This is a genomic window from Sulfuricella sp. T08 (assembly GCF_000971475.1).
Classification (GTDB): Bacteria; Pseudomonadota; Gammaproteobacteria; order Burkholderiales; family Sulfuricellaceae; genus Sulfuricella.
Genome location: NZ_DF967563.1, coordinates 32,790 through 49,974, shown reverse-complemented (window position 1 = coordinate 49,974; position 17,185 = coordinate 32,790). Strand labels below are relative to the sequence as shown.

Here is a 17,185-nt window from a genome sequence, read left to right as displayed (position 1 = left end):
CGGCAAGAATCAGGAAATAGTCTGGTAATACAGGTTCTGCGGATGGTTGGCCTGGGCGAAGAAAAACCAGCGCTCGGCGAGCAGGCCAATATATTGCACCAAAACCGCAGCGGACAGCAATCCACCATAAGAAAAGGAAAGCCCGCCGGCCAATAGCAGCATCGGAAGCACGAATACCAGTGCCAGGAAAACCCACTTAACCGAGCGCAGCAGGCCTGCACCCTTGCCATGGAAGAACTCGCGGGTGTTGAATGACCCTCCCATGAAACCCTGAGATTTCTGCACAATCTGACCGTGGCGTACACCAATAGCCGTCTGCAGTGTGGATTTCGGCTTCAGGCGTGCATTACGCACTAGTGATGCAGCGCGTGTCACCAGCGCAAGCAGGGTAATCACCATCGCCCATTCACCATAGAAACCCACCAGATCGGGTGCAGCGTAAGCCGAATAAGCCGTCGCCAGAGTAAAGCCTGAAGCACTGCCGAGAAGCAGGTAATTCACGACCGTCAGCGGGCTGTGCCATTCCTGCAGAAATTTCAGACAGGCATAAATCATCGCCGTGCAAATGAACAGCGCGAAGCACAACACCGTGCCGAGCACACCGAGTACCATCGTCGCATCCAGGGTCAGCGTACCGAAAGTGACGAGTGCAGCATGCCAGCCTAAACTATGCGCCACGCCAAAGAGGAAAACCACGCCCATGAAGGCCGGCAGCACGATCACCTCACGCGACAGCCAGGACGTGCGCCATTTCGCTGCCGAGCGCCAAGCACGCTCGGGATGGCCGAGATGGAAGAAGGAGGCCACCAGTCCACCGATCAGGAGCAGCAACGCGATCAGGCTACCTATCGCATAAAAACGGCCATCGGCCTGCGGCAACAAATGGAAAAAGGCATAGACCTGGCCGGTGTAAAGAGCCAGGAACAACCCCTGGCCGGCACCAATCAGGGTGGTGAGGAAAATCACTGAAAACGCGGGATGCATACTAACTCCAATATTACCAAGAAGTGACGTCGTCCAGAGACGGCTCGCTCTTGTCCGGTTGCGGTAGCAGACGCTCTTTCTTGAGCGGGTTGTCGGCGCGCATCAGTTCATCCGCATGTATCCTGATCTGAGTCTTGCGCCTTGGCAGGTAATGGTTGGCCGGTTTGGTGCCCCACTCCGGCATCAACGCATAACCGCCGCTTTCCCGGATCGCCACCGAAACCACCGACTCCGAATCATGCACGTCGCCGAACAGGCGTGCACTGGTCGGGCAGGCCAGCACGCACGCCGGCTTGCGCTCCGCTTCAGGCAAGGACTGGTCGTAAATCCGGTCGACGCACAGGGTGCACTTCTTCATCACCTTCTGGTGCTCGTCGATTTCGCGCACGCCGTAGGGGCAGGCCCAGGAGCAATACTTGCAACCGATGCACTTGTCGTAGTCCACCAGCACGATCCCGTCCTCCTTGCGCTTGTACGAAGCGCCCGTCGGGCACACCGGCACACAAGGCGGCTCCTCGCAATGCAGGCAGGATTTGGGGAAATGCACCGTCTCGGTATTGGGGAAACTGCCGACCTCGAAAGTCTGCACCCGGTTGAAGAAGGTGCCGGTCGGGTCAGCGCCGTAGGGACGGTCGTCCGACATGGCACCCGCCGAGCCGGAGGTATTCCATTCCTTGCAACTGGTAACGCATGCATGGCAGCCGACACAGACATTGAGGTCGATGACCAGGGCAAGCTGGGTCATTTCCACTCTCCTTTTCCAGCAAAAAATGCCTGCCAGGCACGCCGAACCTTGTTGGTGCCGGGCGCAGCAGGCACTGGCTCGAATTGCGGGGAGGTCTGTTCAGGCTCGCCCTCGGCCGCCTTGTAGATTTTCACCTTGACGTCGTACCACGCCGCCTGCCCGGTGACCGGGTCGGAGTTGGAAAGGTGGTCGCCATCACGATTGGCCGGCAACTCTTCTGAAATCAGGTGGTTCAGCAGGAAACCCTTTTCCGATTCATTCGCTTCCAGCGCCAGGTTCCACGCTCCCTTGGCCTTGCCGATGGCATTCCAGGTCCACACCGTACCCGGTTCGAGCGCCTCGGTGTAACGGCACATGCAGCGCACCTTGCCATGCATTGATTCGACCCAGATCCAGTCGCCGTCGGCGATACCCTGGGTCTGTGCGGTCACCGGATTCACGAACAGGTAGTTATGGGCATGGATCTGACGCAGCCAAGCATTCTGCGAATCCCACGAGTGATACATCGCCATCGGGCGCTGAGTCACCGCATTGAGCGGATACTTGGCGTTGTCGCTGAGTTGTACCTCCAGCGGTTCATAGTAGAACGGCAGCGGGTCAAAATAAGTCTCGATGCGCTTCCTCAGGCGCTCGGGAGGCTGGCGGCCATCAGTCTTGCCTTGAGCGGCGAGACGGAACTTCTGCAGCACTTCGGAATAGATATGGATATTGATCGGCTCGGCATAGCGCGTCAGCCGGTGGCGCTGAGCCCATTCCAGATAGCCCTGATTCCAGTTGCGCATGTACTGGTAGGAACGAGGCAGGTGGTATTGATAGACGCAGTTATTCTTGGCGTACATCTCCCACTGGCGCGGATTGGGCTCGCCACGCATGAATTTTTCCCCGCCCTTGCCGCGCCAACCGGCGAGGAATCCGATGCCAGAACCCGGCTCGGTTTCATAGTTGGTGATGAAATCGGGGTAATCGCGGTACTTGCGCGAGCCGTCCGGATTAACGAACACCGGCAGCTTGAGGCGCGAACCCAGCTCGATCAGCACCTCCTGGAACGGCTTGCACTCGCCTGTAGGCGGCACCACCGGAATGCGCACCGAATCCACCGGGCCGTCGAATTCTGAAATCGGCCGGTCGAGCATGGACATCACATCATGGCGTTCGAGATAAGTCGTATCCGGCAACACCAAGTCGGCAAAGGCGGTCATTTCAGACTGGAAGGCGTCGCACACGATCAGGAAGGGGATCTTGTACTCGCCGTCCTCGCGCTTGTCCTTCAGCATGTCACGCACCTGCACCGTGTTCATCGACGAATTCCACGCCATGTTCGCCATGAAAATCAGCATGGTGTCGATCGAATAGGGATCGCCACGCCAGGCGTTGGTAATGGCGTTATGCATCAGGCCGTGGACAGCGAGCGGGTATTCCCAGGAAAACGCCTTGTCGAGCCGCACCGGCTCGCCATTTTCGTCAACGAACAGATCATCCGGCTCGGCAGGCCAACCCAGTGCCATGCCGCCCAGCGGCGTATTCGGCTGCACCCCTTCCGGACCCTTAGGCGTCTTGGCGCAGGGGGGAATCGGACGCGGAAACGGCGCCTTGTGACGGAAGCCGCCCGGGCGGTCTATAGTGCCGAGCAGACTCATCAAAATGGACATCGCGCGAATGGTATGAAAACCATTTGAATGGGCTGCCAAGCCGCGCATAGCATGGAAGGCAACCGGATTGCCGGTAACGGTTTCATGCTCCTTGCCCCAGGTATCGGTCCAGGCGATCGGCAGTTCGATCTTCTGGTCGCGCGCGGTGACGCCCATCTCGTGGGCGAGGCGACGGATGGTCTCGGCCGAAATGCCGGTAATCCCTTCCGCCCATTCCGGCGTATAGTCCTCGACCCGCTCCTGCAGGAGCTGGAAGGAAGGCTTCACCGGTGTACCATCCTTGAGTTTGAATTCGCCGCGGAGGAAGGGATCGGCGCCCTCGCTGTGGGTAACCACAGGCTTGTTGGAAACACGATCCCACCACAGCTTGTTCTGCGGGTCGAAGCAACCTTCCTCCTCAGGCACCTCAGTGCGCACGAACATGCCAAACTCGCTGCTCTTTTCGTCGAGGTTCACCAGTTCGGCGGAGTTCGAGTACTGCACCAGGAAATCCCGGTCATACAGTCCGAGTCGGATGATTTCGTGGATCAGCGCCAACAGCAGAGCGCCATCCGTGCCAGGGCGGATCGGCACCCACTCATCGGCGATAGCGGAATAGCCCGTGCGCACCGGATTGATCGAAACGAAGCGGCCGCCGTTGCGCTTGAACTTGGACAACGCGATCTTCATCGGGTTGGAGTGATGATCTTCGGCGGTGCCTATCATCACGAACAGCTTGGCACGATCCAGATCGGGCCCGCCAAATTCCCAGAACGAGCCGCCGATGGTGTAGATCATGCCGGCGGCCATGTTCACCGAGCAGAAGCCGCCGTGAGCAGCGTAATTGGGCGTGCCAAACTGCTTGGCGAACAGCCCGGTCAGTGCCTGCATCTGGTCTCGACCGGTGAAGAGCGCAAATTTTTTCGGATCGGTAGAGCGTATCTTGGCAAGTCGATCCGCCATCAGGGTAAACGCCTCCTCCCAGGAAATTGGCTCAAACTCACCTGCCCCCCTCTCGGAGCCTGGCTTACGGCGCAACGGTTGGGTCAAGCGTGCAGGAGAGTACTGCTTCATGATGCCGGAAGAACCTTTGGCGCAGATCACGCCCTGGTTTAAGGGGTGCTCGGGGTTGCCCTCGATGTATCGCACTTCGCCGTTCTTCACCGTGACACGAATGCCACAGCGGCAGGCGCACATGTAGCAGGTCGTATTCTTGACCTCGACACAGTCCTTTGAATTTTCTGTATGACTGACTGATTGTTGCATGATTATTTTCTCGCTAAGCCAGTGAGCCCCAGCTTACTCAGGGTGCCGATTAATGTGACTATCAATACTGATTTTACAGACATTATGCATTCAGTTTGTTCACATTTATTTATATGCATATAAGAATTTTGATACAGTCTAATATACATACCAAATCAAAGTTCGGCGGCGCCCAAATGGGCAAAGAGAAGGGAGATGTAAGATGGCGGAGAGGGTGGGATTCGAACCCACGGTAGGTTTGAACCTACGCCTGATTTCGAGTCAGGTACATTCGACCACTCTGCCACCTCTCCGCGAGGTGTGCATTCTACCAGTTCAGGGAGGATAGTTGAACCTGAAACATGGACAAAGTCGCCAAAGAAGGTCAAACTTTTGCCATGCGCCTGTTTATTCCGCTCATCCTTGTGCTGGGAATGGGGTCGTGCAGCATTCCAGAGGCTCCCATCCCGCCGGTGCAGGAAAACCACGAATTGGTGGTCCTGACCCGCAACAGCCCCACCACCTATTATGAGGATGCACAAGGCAATTATGCCGGGCTGGAATACGACCTGGTCAAGCTATTCGCCCAAGAACTCGGCGTCGATGTCCGTTTCGTCGTCGCCACCGAATTCAGCAAAATCATCCCCATACTGACCAAAAAACAAGTACATCTAGTTGCCGCAGGACTGACCATCACTCCGGAACGCGAAAAAATCATCCGCTTTGGCCCTGCCTATCAAACTGTTCAGCAGCAAATCGTTTACAACAGTTTCACCTTGAAGCCCGATGGTATTGGGGATCTGATCGGGAAAAGAATCGAGGTCATCGCCGGCAGCAGCTATGTGGAAAGACTCAAGCAAGCCAAGAAAAAAACTCCCAAGCTGGCGTGGCACGAAATCACCACCACTGAAATCGAAGAATTGCTGGAGAAAGTGGCTAATGGCGAGGTGGACTATTCCATCGCCGATTCCCATTTCGTTTCCATGACACAGAATTTCTTTCCTAATCTTGGCGTTGCCTTCAACCTGGGCGAACCGGAGCAATTGGCCTGGGCATTTCCGAAAGACGTCGATCCCTACCTGTACGGCAAGGCCCAGCAATTTTTCGACCGGATCCAGAAAGATGGCACGCTGAGGCGCCTGCTCGATCGCTACTATGGCCACATCGCGCGACTGAACCGCATTGACGTGGTCACCTTTCTGGAAAAAATGAATGCTACCCTGCCAAGCTACCGGAAACTGTTCCAGCAAGCGCAGGAAATCACCGAAATCGATTGGCGGCTGATTGCCGCCCTGGGCTACCAGGAATCCCACTGGGATCCCCTGGCCACCTCGCCGACTGGCGTTCGCGGCCTGATGATGCTGACCGCGGACACGGCCGACCACCTAGGAGTCAACGACCGGCTCAATCCGAAGGAAAACGTTCCGGCGGGCGCCAATTACCTTCTCACCCTGAAAGAAGCTCTGCCGGAGCGCATTCCCGAGCCCGATAAGACATGGATAGCCCTGGCCGCCTACAACACGGGGATGGGTCACCTGGAAGACGCACGGGTTCTGGCACAGAAGTTGAAGCTGAACCCGGACTCATGGTCCGACCTGAAAAAAGCCCTGCCGCTATTGAGCAAGACCGCTTACTACACTGCCCTCAAGCACGGCTATGCGCGTGGTGGAGAAACAGTGATTTTGGTGGAAAACATCCGCAACTATTACAACATCATGATGAAATTCGAACCAGCCTACAAATCCCCCTATCCCGCACTAACTGATACAAAGGAGGGGCTCAGGCTTGCAAATTCTCCAGCCTACCTAGATAAGGACGCAACGCAGAAGGAACGGTAACGCTGCCGTCAGCGTTCTGGTAGTTTTAGCTACGGCATAACGTTGGCTGCGCAAACGTTAGCCTTCACTGAAATGATCAGCTCACAACCTCAATGACCTTCTGCCCACCCATATACGGCTGCAGCGCAGCGGGGATATCTACTCCGCCATCGGCGCGCTGATAATTTTCAAGGATCGCCACTAGCGTCCGACCAACCGCCAGGCCTGAGCCATTGATGGTATGCACCAGCTCTGGCTTGCCTTTTTCATTGCGGTAGCGCGCCTGCATGCGCCTCGCCTGGAAAGCCTCAAAATTGCTGCAAGAAGAGATTTCCCGGTAAGCGTTCTGCGCCGGCAGCCACACTTCCAGGTCGTAGGTCTTGGCGGCGGAAAAACCGATGTCCCCACTGCACAGCGCCATCACCCGGTAGGGCAGTTCCAGTCTTTTCAGGATGGCTTCAGCCTGGCCGGTCAGTTCTTCCAGCACCTCGTAAGATTTTGAGGGATGAGCGATCTGCACCAGCTCCACCTTGTCGAACTGGTGCTGGCGGATCATGCCGCGCGTATCTCGGCCGTAGGAGCCAGCCTCGGAGCGAAAGCACGGGGTATGGGCGACGAACTTCAGCGGCAGGCTTTCCAGCGCCACGATCTCGTCGCGCACCATATTGGTCACAGGTACTTCGGCGGTGGGAATGAGATACAGCTTTTCGTTTTCGTTTTTTTGCACCGCGAACAGATCGGCCTCGAATTTCGGCAACTGTCCGGTACCGCGCATGGAATCGGCATTTACCAGATAAGGAACGTAAACCTCAGTATAGCCGTGCTCCTGGGTATGCACATCAAGCATGAACTGAGCCAGTGCTCGATGCATCCGCGCAAGCTGGCCACGCATTACCGAGAAACGTGCTCCGCTGATTTTTGCAGCCGTACCAAAATCAAGCTGGTTCAGCCCCTCGCCCACATCCACGTGATCCCTAACATCGAAATCGAAACTGCGCAGCGTGCCCACCCTGCGCACTTCCACATTGTCACTCTCGGATTTGCCGGTAGGCGTGGTTTCGTGGGGCAAATTGGGGATAGTGAGAAGAATCTCATTCATCCGCGCCTGGATGTCTTCCAGATTCAATTCGGCAGCCTTCAGCTCGTCGCCCAGATTGGCTACTTCCGCCATGATGGCGCTGACATCCTCGCCCTTGGATTTGGCTTGGCCAATCTGCTTGGAAGTGGCATTGCGCTTCGCCTGCAACTCCTGGGTGCGAGTCTGGATCGTCTTGCGTTCCATCTCAAGCGTCTGGAAAGTGGCTGCATCGAACACGAAACCTCGTGTCGCCAAACTTTTCGTCACTCCATCCAGATCGTTACGTAGCAATTGTATGTCCAGCATAAAAACTCCCTGTTATTTCCTGTTCTTTGTTTTCTCGTCCAGTTCCCGCAAATGCGCTAGCCGTTCGCCGATCTTGCCTTCCAGTCCACGCGGCGTGGGCTGGTAGAACTCGACTCGCGGCATCTCTTCCGGGAAATAATCCTCTCCCGCCGCATACGCTTCCGGCTCGTCGTGGGCGTAACGGTAAGCGTGTCCGTAGCCCAGTTCCTTCATCAACTTGGTCGGCGCATTGCGCAAATGCAACGGCACCCCGCGACTTTTGTCGTTTTTCACGAAGGCGCGGGCATTATTATACGCCACGTAGGCGGCGTTACTCTTGGGCGCACAGGCCAGATACAGCACGGCCTGCGCCAAAGTCAGCTCACCCTCCGGACTGCCCAGCCGCTCGTAAGTTTCCACCGCATCCAGCGCCAGCCTGAGCGCTCTGGGGTCGGCCAGGCCGATGTCCTCGGTCGCCATGCGGATGATGCGGCGACCGAGGTAAAGCGGGTCGGCGCCCCCATCCAGCATGCGTACCAGCCAGTACAGCGCGGCATCGGGGTTGGAACCGCGCACCGATTTATGCAGGGCGGAAATCTGATCGTAAAATTCTTCGCCGCCCTTGTCGAAACGCCTGCCACTCCGGGCCAAGGCGTTTCTGACCAACGTCTCATCAATCAGCTCGACATGGCTGGTTTCTGCCGCCGTTTTCATCTGCTCCAGCAAGTTCAGCAGGCGTCGCGCATCGCCGTCCGCATAGCCGATTAGCAGCGATTTAGCCGCATCGTCAAAGGTCAGGCCTTGCAAGGCGATACCCGTCGCCCGGTCGAACAGCAGCCCCAGCTCCTGCTCGGTCAATGACTGCAACACGTAGACCTGCGCGCGCGACAGCAGCGCGCTGTTCACTTCGAATGAGGGGTTTTCGGTGGTGGCGCCGATGAAGGTCACCAGTCCCTGCTCGACAAAAGGCAGGAAGGCATCCTGCTGCGCCTTGTTGAAGCGGTGCACCTCATCCACGAACAGGATGGTGTGACGACCGTATTGCTGCAGATTGAGCTGCGCCCGGTCGATCGCCTCGCGGATATCCTTCACCCCGGAAAGCACCGCCGACAGGGCGATAAAATCGGCATCAAAGGCCTGGGCCGTAAGACGGGCGATGGTGGTCTTACCCACGCCAGGCGGACCCCACAGGATCATGGAATGGAGTTTCTTCGACTCGAAAGCCAAACGCAATGGTTTGCCGGGGCCAAGCAAGTGAGACTGGCCGATCACCTCGTCCAAAGTCTGGGGGCGCAACCGCTCGGCCAGGGGGACGCCGGACGGGGCAGCAGAAAACAAATCAGTCACCGATCACGTCCACGCCCTTGGGCGGCACGAATTTGAACACCTCGGGCGCAAGCTTCGGATTGCGCTCCAGGCCAGAAAAGCGAATCATCGTGGTCTGGCCGAAATGGTCGCGCAATTCCATCACCTCGAGCCCTTTTTCGGAAAAACCCATACGCATGCTCTCGAACGTACTCTCCTTGTCCTTCGGCGTCGCTTCCAGCCATTCCATGGTGCCACGCTTGCCCATGTCTTTCAGGTCGAAATGTTTCTCGATCTCGTTGTTACCCGCCAGCAGCGCCGCAGGGCTTGAGCCTAGCGCACTATCCATCTGCTTCACCGTAACCTGCTTGAGATCGACGTCGTACATCCACAGCTTGGCGCCATCACCGACTATCAGCTGCTCATAGGGTTTTTCATAAACCCAACGAAACTTGCCGGGGCGGGAAAACAGCATGGTGCCGCTGGTTTCCTGAACCGTGGTCATTTTTTTATCCAGGACAATTTGCTTGAAATGGGCCTTGGCAGATTTGACTTCGGAAAGAAAGGTTTTGAGGCTATCCAGCGACGAAGCATCCGCCGGCAAGGAAATCAGGCCGGCCATAGCCATACAGCCACTAAGAATAAGCAATAAAGTACGGGGAAATTTTTTCACAATGCCTCGTAAAGAGAAATTTAGCATCGGCCGGACAGGGAATCCGAGGAGGATGTGCCGTTAAGCATTTCGCGCCAACAAATTAAGCCTAACCGGGCCGCCTTTTCTATGTACTAGACCGTAGCCGTCGTCCCGAATAAAGCATAAGCGGGCCGAACAGAACAAAATAAAGCAAATAGTGGCCAAAAATATTATTCATTAAAAGCAAGGCGTTGGAGACAACCAATTCACGTTCAGACAAGTTATGGTTTCCATACCGAAGGGGCTGCCTCAAGATTTTCTGAGCATTTTGCCCAACCCGCCGCTACCCCCTGCGTTGCCATGCAGAAGGTGAAGGATGATACCAGCTTACATTTCTGTAAGCCATTTTTGCCTATAGGCATTTTCATTTGCGTGGGAGTTTCTAGCGGAAAATCAAATAAAGACTTTTGGCTGAAATGTGCCAATAGCGGTCGGACAAGTTACCGTAAATGACAGTCTGAAATATAGCGAACAACGGTCCTTCAGAGAAAGAAGGCTATAAAGAGTTTTCTACAATGTCAACGGTAAAGCTCCGTCGCGCCGCTTTCTGGCGTCGGCTGGAGCGTCTTGTTAGGCGATCTTCTGCACTTCATCATGGCGAAAACAGCCAACGACGTGGTCATTCACCATCCCTACAGCCTGAATAAAGGCATAACAAATAGTAGATCCAACGAAGTTAAATCCCCGCTTCTTCAGGTCTTTGCTTATCGTGTCAGATAGTGCGGTTCTGGCAGGCACCTCGACCAGCAATCGCCACGCATTCTGCCTGGGGTGATGGTCGACATAACGCCAAATGAAAGAGTCGAAGGAATCGAACTCTTCTCTGATTGCGAGGACGCCTCGTGCATTTCTAATGGTCGATTCAATCTTCAGGCGATTCCGCACGATGCCGGGATCTGCCAGCAGGCGCTGAACATCCGCCGCGGAATAGCTAGCCACCTTATGCGGATCAAATCCGTGGAAAGCATTGCGATAGTTGTCTCGCTTCTTGAGGATGGTTAGCCAACTCAGGCCTGCTTGCGCACCCACTCCATTCCCTCCGGGTTACGACATAAGCGCTCCCGTTTTCTGGAGGCCACGGAAGTGCCTTGGCTACAACGTCGCCAAGGAGCTGCTTCATTTGGAAAGGCCCGATCCAGCGGTATTTGTTCATGCGGAAGCCCCTGACGCCCAACGTTCCCAGTAACCGGCGCGCGCAGACCGGTCTCTAAAAAAGCACGGAGCTCTCTCGCGCGTCCGATTGACTGGGTTGTTAGTTGTCACTGGTGCTTAGCTTAATAAAAGGCAGCCAGCCACCCCAGCGATACAGCGTAAGTTCCAAATCGTATCGAAGTCTGGAAAGCCGCTTATCCGGAAAGGCGCGTGTGTATATAACGCGATCGGCACCTCGGATCACATTTCCCGAAAGCCGCTGGCCTCAATGTCATGATGTCGGTTCGCTTAGTGGTGTCGGCTGCCCATGCCTTATTCGGACGATCAATGGCCATGTTGCGCAGTAGGTAAGGATAGACCGGGGGCGCTGGATGGCGCCTGCTAGCGTTGGGCTTGCGGTACAGGGCTTCGTACCCATCGCGTCATCAGCGTGCTGACACGCTTGCGCCTGATCTGGTGTCTTTTCCGCCGCAGCATTCGTCCGCGGGCAAATGGAGGTTCGAGATGCAGCTCGTCCATCCGGCGCATCAGCACCAGATCAGCCCCTGAACTGGCTGTGGCTGTTAATGCCTGCGTGGGCTGCTCTTTCGCCCATGTAGCAGAGGATTTATCCCCGTAGGGCTTTGGCATGATAGGCCAAGTGTTCGCCAATGAATGTGGCAATGAAATGGTAGCTGTGATCATAGCCTTCCTGCATGCGCAACGTGACGGACCCGCCCTGTTCTTCATAGGCCGCTTGCAGATCCTGTGGGAACAGTTGTTCGGCCAGGAACTCATCATTGGTGCCCTGATCGATTAATACCGGTATGGCACTGTGCCCGGCCATGATCAGCTCGGTTGCATCGTAGGCCTTCCACTGTTCTTTATCATCACCCAGATAAGCGCCGAAACACCCCTCACCCCATGGACATTTCACTGGATGACAGATGGGTGAAAAGGCAGAAACGGAACGGTAGGCGCCTTTTTCCTTCAATGCGCAGATCAATGCGCCGTGGCCACCCATGGAATGACCGCTGATTGATTTGATGCCGGGCAGCACTGGTAAATGAGCCTCGATCAATGCCGGCAGCTCTGCAGCGACGTAGTCATACATCTGGTAATGCGTTGACCAGGGCGCCTGAGTGGCATTGACATAAAAGCCGGCGCCCTTGCCCAGATCGTAGCGATTCGGATCGTCGGCCACGTCATCGCCGCGGGGACTGGTGTCAGGCATTATCAACGCCAGCCCAAGTTCGGCGGCATAACGTTGCGCGCCGGCCTTGGTGCGGAAATTGTCATCGGTGCAGGTCAGGCCCGACAGCCAATAGACGGCGGGGACCTTTTCCGTTTCTGCCTGTGGCGGCAGATAAACGGAAAACGTCATGGTGCAATGACAGCTTGTGGACTGATGCTCATAGCGGTTCAGCCATCCACCGAATTCTTTGACACTTTCGATTTTTTTCATGATTCAAACGTCCTAGAAGATGATCACGGAGCGAATGCTTTCCCCGCTGTGCATCAAATCAAATGCCCAGTTGATATCTTCAAGCGGCATGGTGTGGGTGACCATCTTGTCCAGCTCGATTTCGCCGCTCATGTAACGGTCCACGTAGCCGGGCAGCTCCGTCCGTCCCTTGACGCCACCGAACGCGCTACCCTTCCAGGTACGGCCTGTGACCAGTTGGAACGGGCGGGTGCAGATTTCCTGACCGGCACCGGCGACCCCGATGATAGTGGAGACACCCCAGCCCATGTGTGTGCACTCCAGTGCTTCACGCATCACGTGCACATTGCCGATACACTCGAAGGAATAGTCGACGCCGCCATTGGTCATTTCAACAACGGCTTCGGTAACACTGCCGCTCAATTCTTTGGGGTTGACAAAATCCGTCGCGCCCAGTGCCTTGGCCATAGTCCATTTGCCCGGGTTGATATCCACGGCAATGATGCGTTTCGCCTTGGCCATCACGGCACCCTGAATACAGGACAGACCTATACCGCCCAAGCCGAAGACCGCTACCGTTGAACCGGGTTCCACCTTGGCTGTGTTGATGACCGCGCCGATGCCGGTGGTGACGCCACAACCCAACAGGCAGACCTTATCCAGTGGCGCCGCTTTATTGATTTTTGCCAAGGCAATTTCAGGCACCACGGTATATTCAGAAAAAGTGGAGCAGCCCATGTAGTGGTAAATGGGCTTCCCATTCATGGAAAAACGTCGCGTACCGTCGGGCATGTAGCCGGTCCACACGGTGGATGCAATGGATTGGCAGAGGTTGGTTTTGGTGGAATGGCAATATTCACATTCGCCGCATTCGGGAATGTACAGGGGTATCACATGATCACCCGGTTTCAGATCCTTGACGCCGGGGCCGCACTCCACCACTTCGCAACCGCCCTCGTGGCCCAGCACGACAGGAAAAACGCCTTCGGGGTCATCGCCGGACAGGGTAAACGCATCCGTATGACAGACACCCGATGCGATGACTTTGAGTAACACCTCGCCTTCCTTCGGGCCTTCCACGTCGATCATCTCAATCGACAGGGGCTTTTTCGCTTCCCATGCAACAGCGGCTTTTGATTTCATCAGGTTCGTCCTTGATAGTATGAATATATTCTTAGGGGTATCGCTTTATTTACATTGATTGTCTGCCGCAGGCCTTTCGCTGCCTGGCATACGTAAATGGTGCGAATCAACGGATTGGGATCCACTATAGAATCCACGTCATACGGACAAGCGATTGCTACCGTTGACATAGATTCACAACTGGACTTAGGTACTTAAACGAGAGTACATGAAAAAATCATAAACCATATTTAGTGGTTCAGATAGGATATACCGGAATTATTATGAGGTAGATGCCGTTGATGTGACGGCTGTTCCTGGCACAATGCTGACTGACGCGACAGGCTTTTACGTGCCAGAAGCGGAAGTTCAGGCTGAGCGGCACGATTATCTTTTGTTCGGCCTTTACGGTCATTCGATGTAACCAAGAGCTACTCGATTTGAACGTCCACTATCGAATATTGCGTAGTCGCGCGTCGGACCCGAAACGGTGATAGGCCGTTCTGGAATGCCGAGCTCGAGACGGGCTGAGGCTTGGGCGTGGGGACTGAGCATGGTCAATACTGGCGACTGTTGCATAGTCAGGGACTATACTATTGGGCTTCGCCCACTCAAGAGAAGCAATCACCGAATGCAACAAAAAGCCAAAGAGAAGCCGAAATACGCCGTTGTGGCGGCCGTACAACTGCCGAACGTGAGCGACGTCGAGTTCGAGGCCTCGCTGGCTGAGTTGCGCGATCTGGCAAAGACACTGGGTTTCTTGATCACAGCCACCTTCACGCAGAAGCGCTCCAGCTTCGACACGACGGCTTACCTGGGCGCCGGAAAGCGGCAGGAGATACGCTCCTTCGTGGACAACGAACCCGAGCCCGTCGAACTGGAAAGAACACCACAGGCCGCCGCCGACCCCAACGCCGGCAAGATCGACGTCGTCTTCGTCGATCACGAAATCTCACCTTCGCAGGCGCGCAACCTCGAAATCGAGGTCGGCTGCGAGGTGATGGACCGCACCATGGTCATCCTCGAAATCTTCCACCGTCACGCCAGCTCCCGCGCCGCGCGCGCGCAAGTGGAAATCGCCCGCCTCGGCTACATGGCGCCGCGCCTGCGCGAGGCGGCAAAGCTGGCTGGGCCGCAAGGGCGGCAGCGCAGCGGCACCGGCGGCCGCGGCGCCGGCGAGTCGCACACCGAGTTGGACAAACGCAAGATTCGCGACCGCATCGCCGAACTGCAGCTTGAGATCGCCGCGATGGACGTCGAGCGCAAGACGCAACGCTCGCGGCGGCAGGAGCGCCAGGGAATCACCAACGTTGCGCTTGTCGGCTACACGAACGCGGGAAAGTCCACCCTGATGCGCGCACTCACCGGCAGCGAGGTGCTGGTCGAAAACAAACTCTTCGCCACGCTCGACACCACCGTGCGCGCCCTCCAGCCCGAGAGCAGGCCGCGCGTGCTGGTCAGCGACACGGTCGGATTCATCAAGAACCTGCCGCACGGGCTCGTCGCCTCGTTCAAGTCCACGCTCGAGGAAGCACTTGATGCGTCGCTGCTGCTCCACGTCATCGATGCAAGCGATCCCGGCTTCGAACGGCAGCTCGAGGTCACCGACAAGGTGCTTGACGAAATCGGTGCGAAGGACGTGCCGCGAATCCGCATCTTCAACAAGATCGACCACGTCGGCGATGCCGAGGCGCAAGCTGAACGCGAAGCGGCGCTGCGCGCGCATTACCCCGATTGCATTGTGATGAGCGCACGCCGCACTGGCGACGTTGCAAAACTACGCGAGGCAATCGTCGCGTTTTTCCAGCAGGGTCTCGTTGAGGCCGAGCTTTTCATTCCTTGGTCGGCACAACAACTGCGCGGCGAAATTTTCGCGAGTTGCGAGGTGCGGGAGGAGCGCGCCGACAGCGAAGGCGCGTTCTTACGCATTCGCGGCGAGCGCGAGACTGTGAACGGCCTGTGCGAACGATTCGGCCCAAGCGCAATGACCTGACGTTCCACACAGGGTGCAAGGCAATGGCATCCGCACCTCCCGTGCTATCATCCGCCCCCATCCATGCGTATTCAAGATATCCGACAACGTCTGCGCGACCTGGGCGCAGCGCCTTGCCATGAGGGGCGCGTGCTGCGAGCCTGGGCTCAGGGTCTGTCCCTGGACACCAAAAGGCAGCGCGCCGAGAACTTTCTGCCCCTGGCCTTGCGTGATGCCATGCCCGGCCTCACCGCCGAGTTGCGGGGGTTGGCGCGTCTGCATTCCGAGCACCCCGGTGAGGATGGCTCGGTCCGGCTGCTGGTGGAGCTGGCGGATGGCCAGACGGTGGAAAGCGTGCTGCTGCCCCGGGAAGGGCTGTGCGTCTCCACCCAGGTCGGCTGTGCCGTGGGCTGTGTATTCTGCATGACTGGCCGCAACGGCCTGCTGCGCCAGCTGGGCAGCGCAGAAATCGTCGCTCAGGTGGTCCTGGCCCGCAGCCTTCGGGCAGTGAAGAAGGTCGTGTTCATGGGTATGGGGGAACCGGCCCACAACCTGGACAATGTGCTGGAGGCCATCGACCTGCTCGGCACGGAAGGCGGTATCGGTCACAAAAACCTGGTCTTTTCCACCGTTGGTGACCGGCGCGTGTTCGAGCGGCTGTCACAGGCCACGGTGAAGCCCGCCCTGGCCATCTCCTTGCACACCACCGACGCCGCCCTGCGCCAGCGTCTGCTCCCCAAGGCACCGGACATCACGCCAACTCAACTGGTCGAACTGGGTGAGGCCTACGCCCGCAGCACCAGCTACCCCATTCAGTACCAGTGGACCCTGCTCGAAGGGATCAATGACACGGATACAGAGTTGGAGGGTATTGCACGTCTGCTGGCCGGCAAATACGCAGTGATGAACCTGATCCCCTACAACCGTGTCGACGGCTTCGACTACCGGCGCCCCAGCTGGGAGCGAGCTACCGAGATGGCGCGCAGCCTGCACGGGCGCGGCATCCTCACCACGTTGCGCCAGTCCGCGGGGCAGGATGTGGAGGGCGGCTGCGGGCAGTTGCGGGCGCGGACGCTGGTGGAAGCGAAGAGCGCGCTTCCGGCTGCGTCATCGCAGGTTCTGTAGGCCCCTTGGCGCGTCAATGAGCGATGCGAATTGCGCTGCATCCTATTCACGTCAAAAGCGTATACCTGCGTGCCAACCCGGAGGCTCGTGCCATAGCGGCTCGTTATCGCCAATACGAGGTGCAGAAGAAGGCACTTCAGGAAACCGGATTGCGGAGAATATTGGAGGATGTACTGAGCCAGCGTCTGGCCCAAGGCTATGAGGGGCTGAGTGCGCGAGATATCAGAGAGCATCTGGCCGGCACTGAGATGGGCAACGTACGTAATACTTTCGTGCTGATAAAGCAGGTTCGGGAAGGCTCAGACGGCTGACGGCTCAGCGGGCTAGCATCAAAACAGAAACGGGACTTCGTGTCCCGTTTTTTATTGCCATTTTTCACTGAAATGACGCAAAACTGTTTAGGTTAAAACCGAAATACCGATAAAACAAAATGTGGCCGAACGTGAAATAAAGCATAAATTGGCAATCTGGCCAGGTTATGCTTAACGGTACATAGGGTTTAACCTAAGCCATTATTTATTTGGTGGGCGGTGCGGGGTTCGAACCTGCGACCCCTGCCGTGTGAAGGCAGTGCTCTACCACTGAGCTAACCGCCCAAAAAGAGGCGCAA

At 56.8% G+C, this 17,185-nt stretch carries 13 protein-coding genes, 2 tRNA genes and 1 pseudogene; 4 read left to right on the top strand and 12 right to left on the bottom strand.

Annotation, left to right across the window (positions count from 1 at the left end; genetic code table 11):
- Positions 1 to 9 precede the first annotated feature (9 nt).
- From SCT_RS14575 to SCT_RS14560, 4 genes are all read right to left on the bottom strand, one after another.
- Positions 10 to 984: a DmsC/YnfH family molybdoenzyme membrane anchor subunit gene (locus SCT_RS14575; protein WP_059424402.1), complete on the bottom strand. Its 975-nt coding sequence runs from the start codon at positions 982 to 984 to the stop codon at positions 10 to 12.
- Between the two features lie 13 nt (positions 985 to 997).
- The gene (locus SCT_RS14570) at positions 998 to 1,729 is read right to left on the bottom strand and encodes a 4Fe-4S dicluster domain-containing protein (RefSeq protein WP_059424400.1); all 732 of its coding nucleotides are present in this window, start codon (positions 1,727 to 1,729) and stop codon (positions 998 to 1,000) included.
- Positions 1,726 to 4,623 (bottom strand): molybdopterin oxidoreductase family protein, encoded by a 2,898-nt coding sequence (locus tag SCT_RS14565; RefSeq protein ID WP_059424398.1) that lies wholly within the window; start codon positions 4,621 to 4,623, stop codon positions 1,726 to 1,728. The genes SCT_RS14570 and SCT_RS14565 overlap by 4 nt, the downstream gene beginning before the upstream one ends.
- Before the next feature lie 203 nt (positions 4,624 to 4,826).
- Positions 4,827 to 4,916 (bottom strand) — tRNA-Ser (locus SCT_RS14560).
- Between the two features lie 48 nt (positions 4,917 to 4,964).
- Between SCT_RS14560 and mltF the strand changes: the two genes are divergently transcribed.
- Complete coding sequence (gene mltF, locus SCT_RS14555) at positions 4,965 to 6,440, top strand: membrane-bound lytic murein transglycosylase MltF (RefSeq protein ID WP_237759707.1); 1,476 nt, start codon at positions 4,965 to 4,967, stop codon at positions 6,438 to 6,440.
- A 76-nt stretch (positions 6,441 to 6,516) separates the two neighbouring features.
- Here mltF and serS read toward each other — a convergent pair whose 3' ends face one another.
- The 7 genes and pseudogenes from serS to SCT_RS14525 all read right to left on the bottom strand — a co-directional run bounded on the left by serS (position 6,517) and on the right by SCT_RS14525 (position 13,499).
- Positions 6,517 to 7,803 carry a serine--tRNA ligase gene (gene serS / locus SCT_RS14550; protein WP_059424396.1) on the bottom strand — a complete coding sequence of 429 codons (1,287 nt, stop codon included), beginning with the start codon at positions 7,801 to 7,803 and terminating at the stop codon, positions 6,517 to 6,519.
- 12 nt (positions 7,804 to 7,815) lie between these two features.
- Positions 7,816 to 9,129: a replication-associated recombination protein A gene (locus tag SCT_RS14545; RefSeq protein WP_059424394.1), complete on the bottom strand. Its 1,314-nt coding sequence runs from the start codon at positions 9,127 to 9,129 to the stop codon at positions 7,816 to 7,818.
- Positions 9,122 to 9,760: an outer membrane lipoprotein chaperone LolA gene (gene lolA / locus SCT_RS14540; protein WP_082098386.1), complete on the bottom strand. Its 639-nt coding sequence runs from the start codon at positions 9,758 to 9,760 to the stop codon at positions 9,122 to 9,124. Before lolA ends, SCT_RS14545 begins: the two co-directional genes overlap by 8 nt.
- A gap of 591 nt (positions 9,761 to 10,351) precedes the next feature.
- Positions 10,352 to 10,810 (bottom strand): DNA-3-methyladenine glycosylase I, encoded by a 459-nt coding sequence (locus SCT_RS14535; protein WP_082098377.1) that lies wholly within the window; start codon positions 10,808 to 10,810, stop codon positions 10,352 to 10,354.
- A 413-nt stretch (positions 10,811 to 11,223) separates the two neighbouring features.
- A pseudogene (locus tag SCT_RS17725) lies at positions 11,224 to 11,482 on the bottom strand (IS3 family transposase); the annotation flags it as partial.
- A gap of 58 nt (positions 11,483 to 11,540) precedes the next feature.
- Entirely contained in the window at positions 11,541 to 12,377 is an 837-nt protein-coding gene (gene fghA / locus SCT_RS14530; RefSeq protein WP_189799678.1) for an S-formylglutathione hydrolase, read from the bottom strand.
- Between the two features lie 12 nt (positions 12,378 to 12,389).
- Positions 12,390 to 13,499 carry an S-(hydroxymethyl)glutathione dehydrogenase/class III alcohol dehydrogenase gene (locus tag SCT_RS14525; RefSeq protein ID WP_059424389.1) on the bottom strand — a complete coding sequence of 370 codons (1,110 nt, stop codon included), beginning with the start codon at positions 13,497 to 13,499 and terminating at the stop codon, positions 12,390 to 12,392.
- A gap of 610 nt (positions 13,500 to 14,109) precedes the next feature.
- Here SCT_RS14525 and hflX point away from each other — a divergent pair.
- The 3 genes from hflX to SCT_RS14510 all read left to right on the top strand — a co-directional run bounded on the left by hflX (position 14,110) and on the right by SCT_RS14510 (position 16,886).
- Positions 14,110 to 15,471 carry a GTPase HflX gene (gene hflX / locus SCT_RS14520; RefSeq protein ID WP_059424387.1) on the top strand — a complete coding sequence of 454 codons (1,362 nt, stop codon included), beginning with the start codon at positions 14,110 to 14,112 and terminating at the stop codon, positions 15,469 to 15,471.
- 63 nt (positions 15,472 to 15,534) lie between these two features.
- Entirely contained in the window at positions 15,535 to 16,575 is a 1,041-nt protein-coding gene (locus SCT_RS14515; RefSeq protein ID WP_059424385.1) for an RNA methyltransferase, read from the top strand.
- A gap of 23 nt (positions 16,576 to 16,598) precedes the next feature.
- Positions 16,599 to 16,886, top strand: coding sequence for a hypothetical protein (locus SCT_RS14510; RefSeq protein ID WP_059424382.1), 288 nt, complete (start codon positions 16,599 to 16,601; stop codon positions 16,884 to 16,886).
- A 210-nt stretch (positions 16,887 to 17,096) separates the two neighbouring features.
- On the opposite strand, the gene SCT_RS14505 is transcribed toward SCT_RS14510, so the two are convergent.
- A tRNA-Val gene (locus SCT_RS14505) sits at positions 17,097 to 17,171 on the bottom strand.
- Positions 17,172 to 17,185: the final 14 nt, after the last annotated feature.

Coding starts and splice junctions, on each gene's coding strand:
- SCT_RS14510 (WP_059424382.1), top strand. CDS start 16,599: ATGCGAATTGCGCTGCATCCTATTCACGTCAAAAGCGTATACCTGCGT.
- hflX (WP_059424387.1), top strand. CDS start 14,110: ATGCAACAAAAAGCCAAAGAGAAGCCGAAATACGCCGTTGTGGCGGCC.
- mltF (WP_237759707.1), top strand. CDS start 4,965: ATGGACAAAGTCGCCAAAGAAGGTCAAACTTTTGCCATGCGCCTGTTT.
- SCT_RS14570 (WP_059424400.1), bottom strand. CDS start 1,729: ATGACCCAGCTTGCCCTGGTCATCGACCTCAATGTCTGTGTCGGCTGC.
- SCT_RS14525 (WP_059424389.1), bottom strand. CDS start 13,499: ATGAAATCAAAAGCCGCTGTTGCATGGGAAGCGAAAAAGCCCCTGTCG.
- fghA (WP_189799678.1), bottom strand. CDS start 12,377: ATGAAAAAAATCGAAAGTGTCAAAGAATTCGGTGGATGGCTGAACCGC.
- SCT_RS14515 (WP_059424385.1), top strand. CDS start 15,535: ATGCGTATTCAAGATATCCGACAACGTCTGCGCGACCTGGGCGCAGCG.
- SCT_RS14575 (WP_059424402.1), bottom strand. CDS start 984: ATGCATCCCGCGTTTTCAGTGATTTTCCTCACCACCCTGATTGGTGCC.
- SCT_RS14565 (WP_059424398.1), bottom strand. CDS start 4,623: ATGCAACAATCAGTCAGTCATACAGAAAATTCAAAGGACTGTGTCGAG.
- serS (WP_059424396.1), bottom strand. CDS start 7,803: ATGCTGGACATACAATTGCTACGTAACGATCTGGATGGAGTGACGAAA.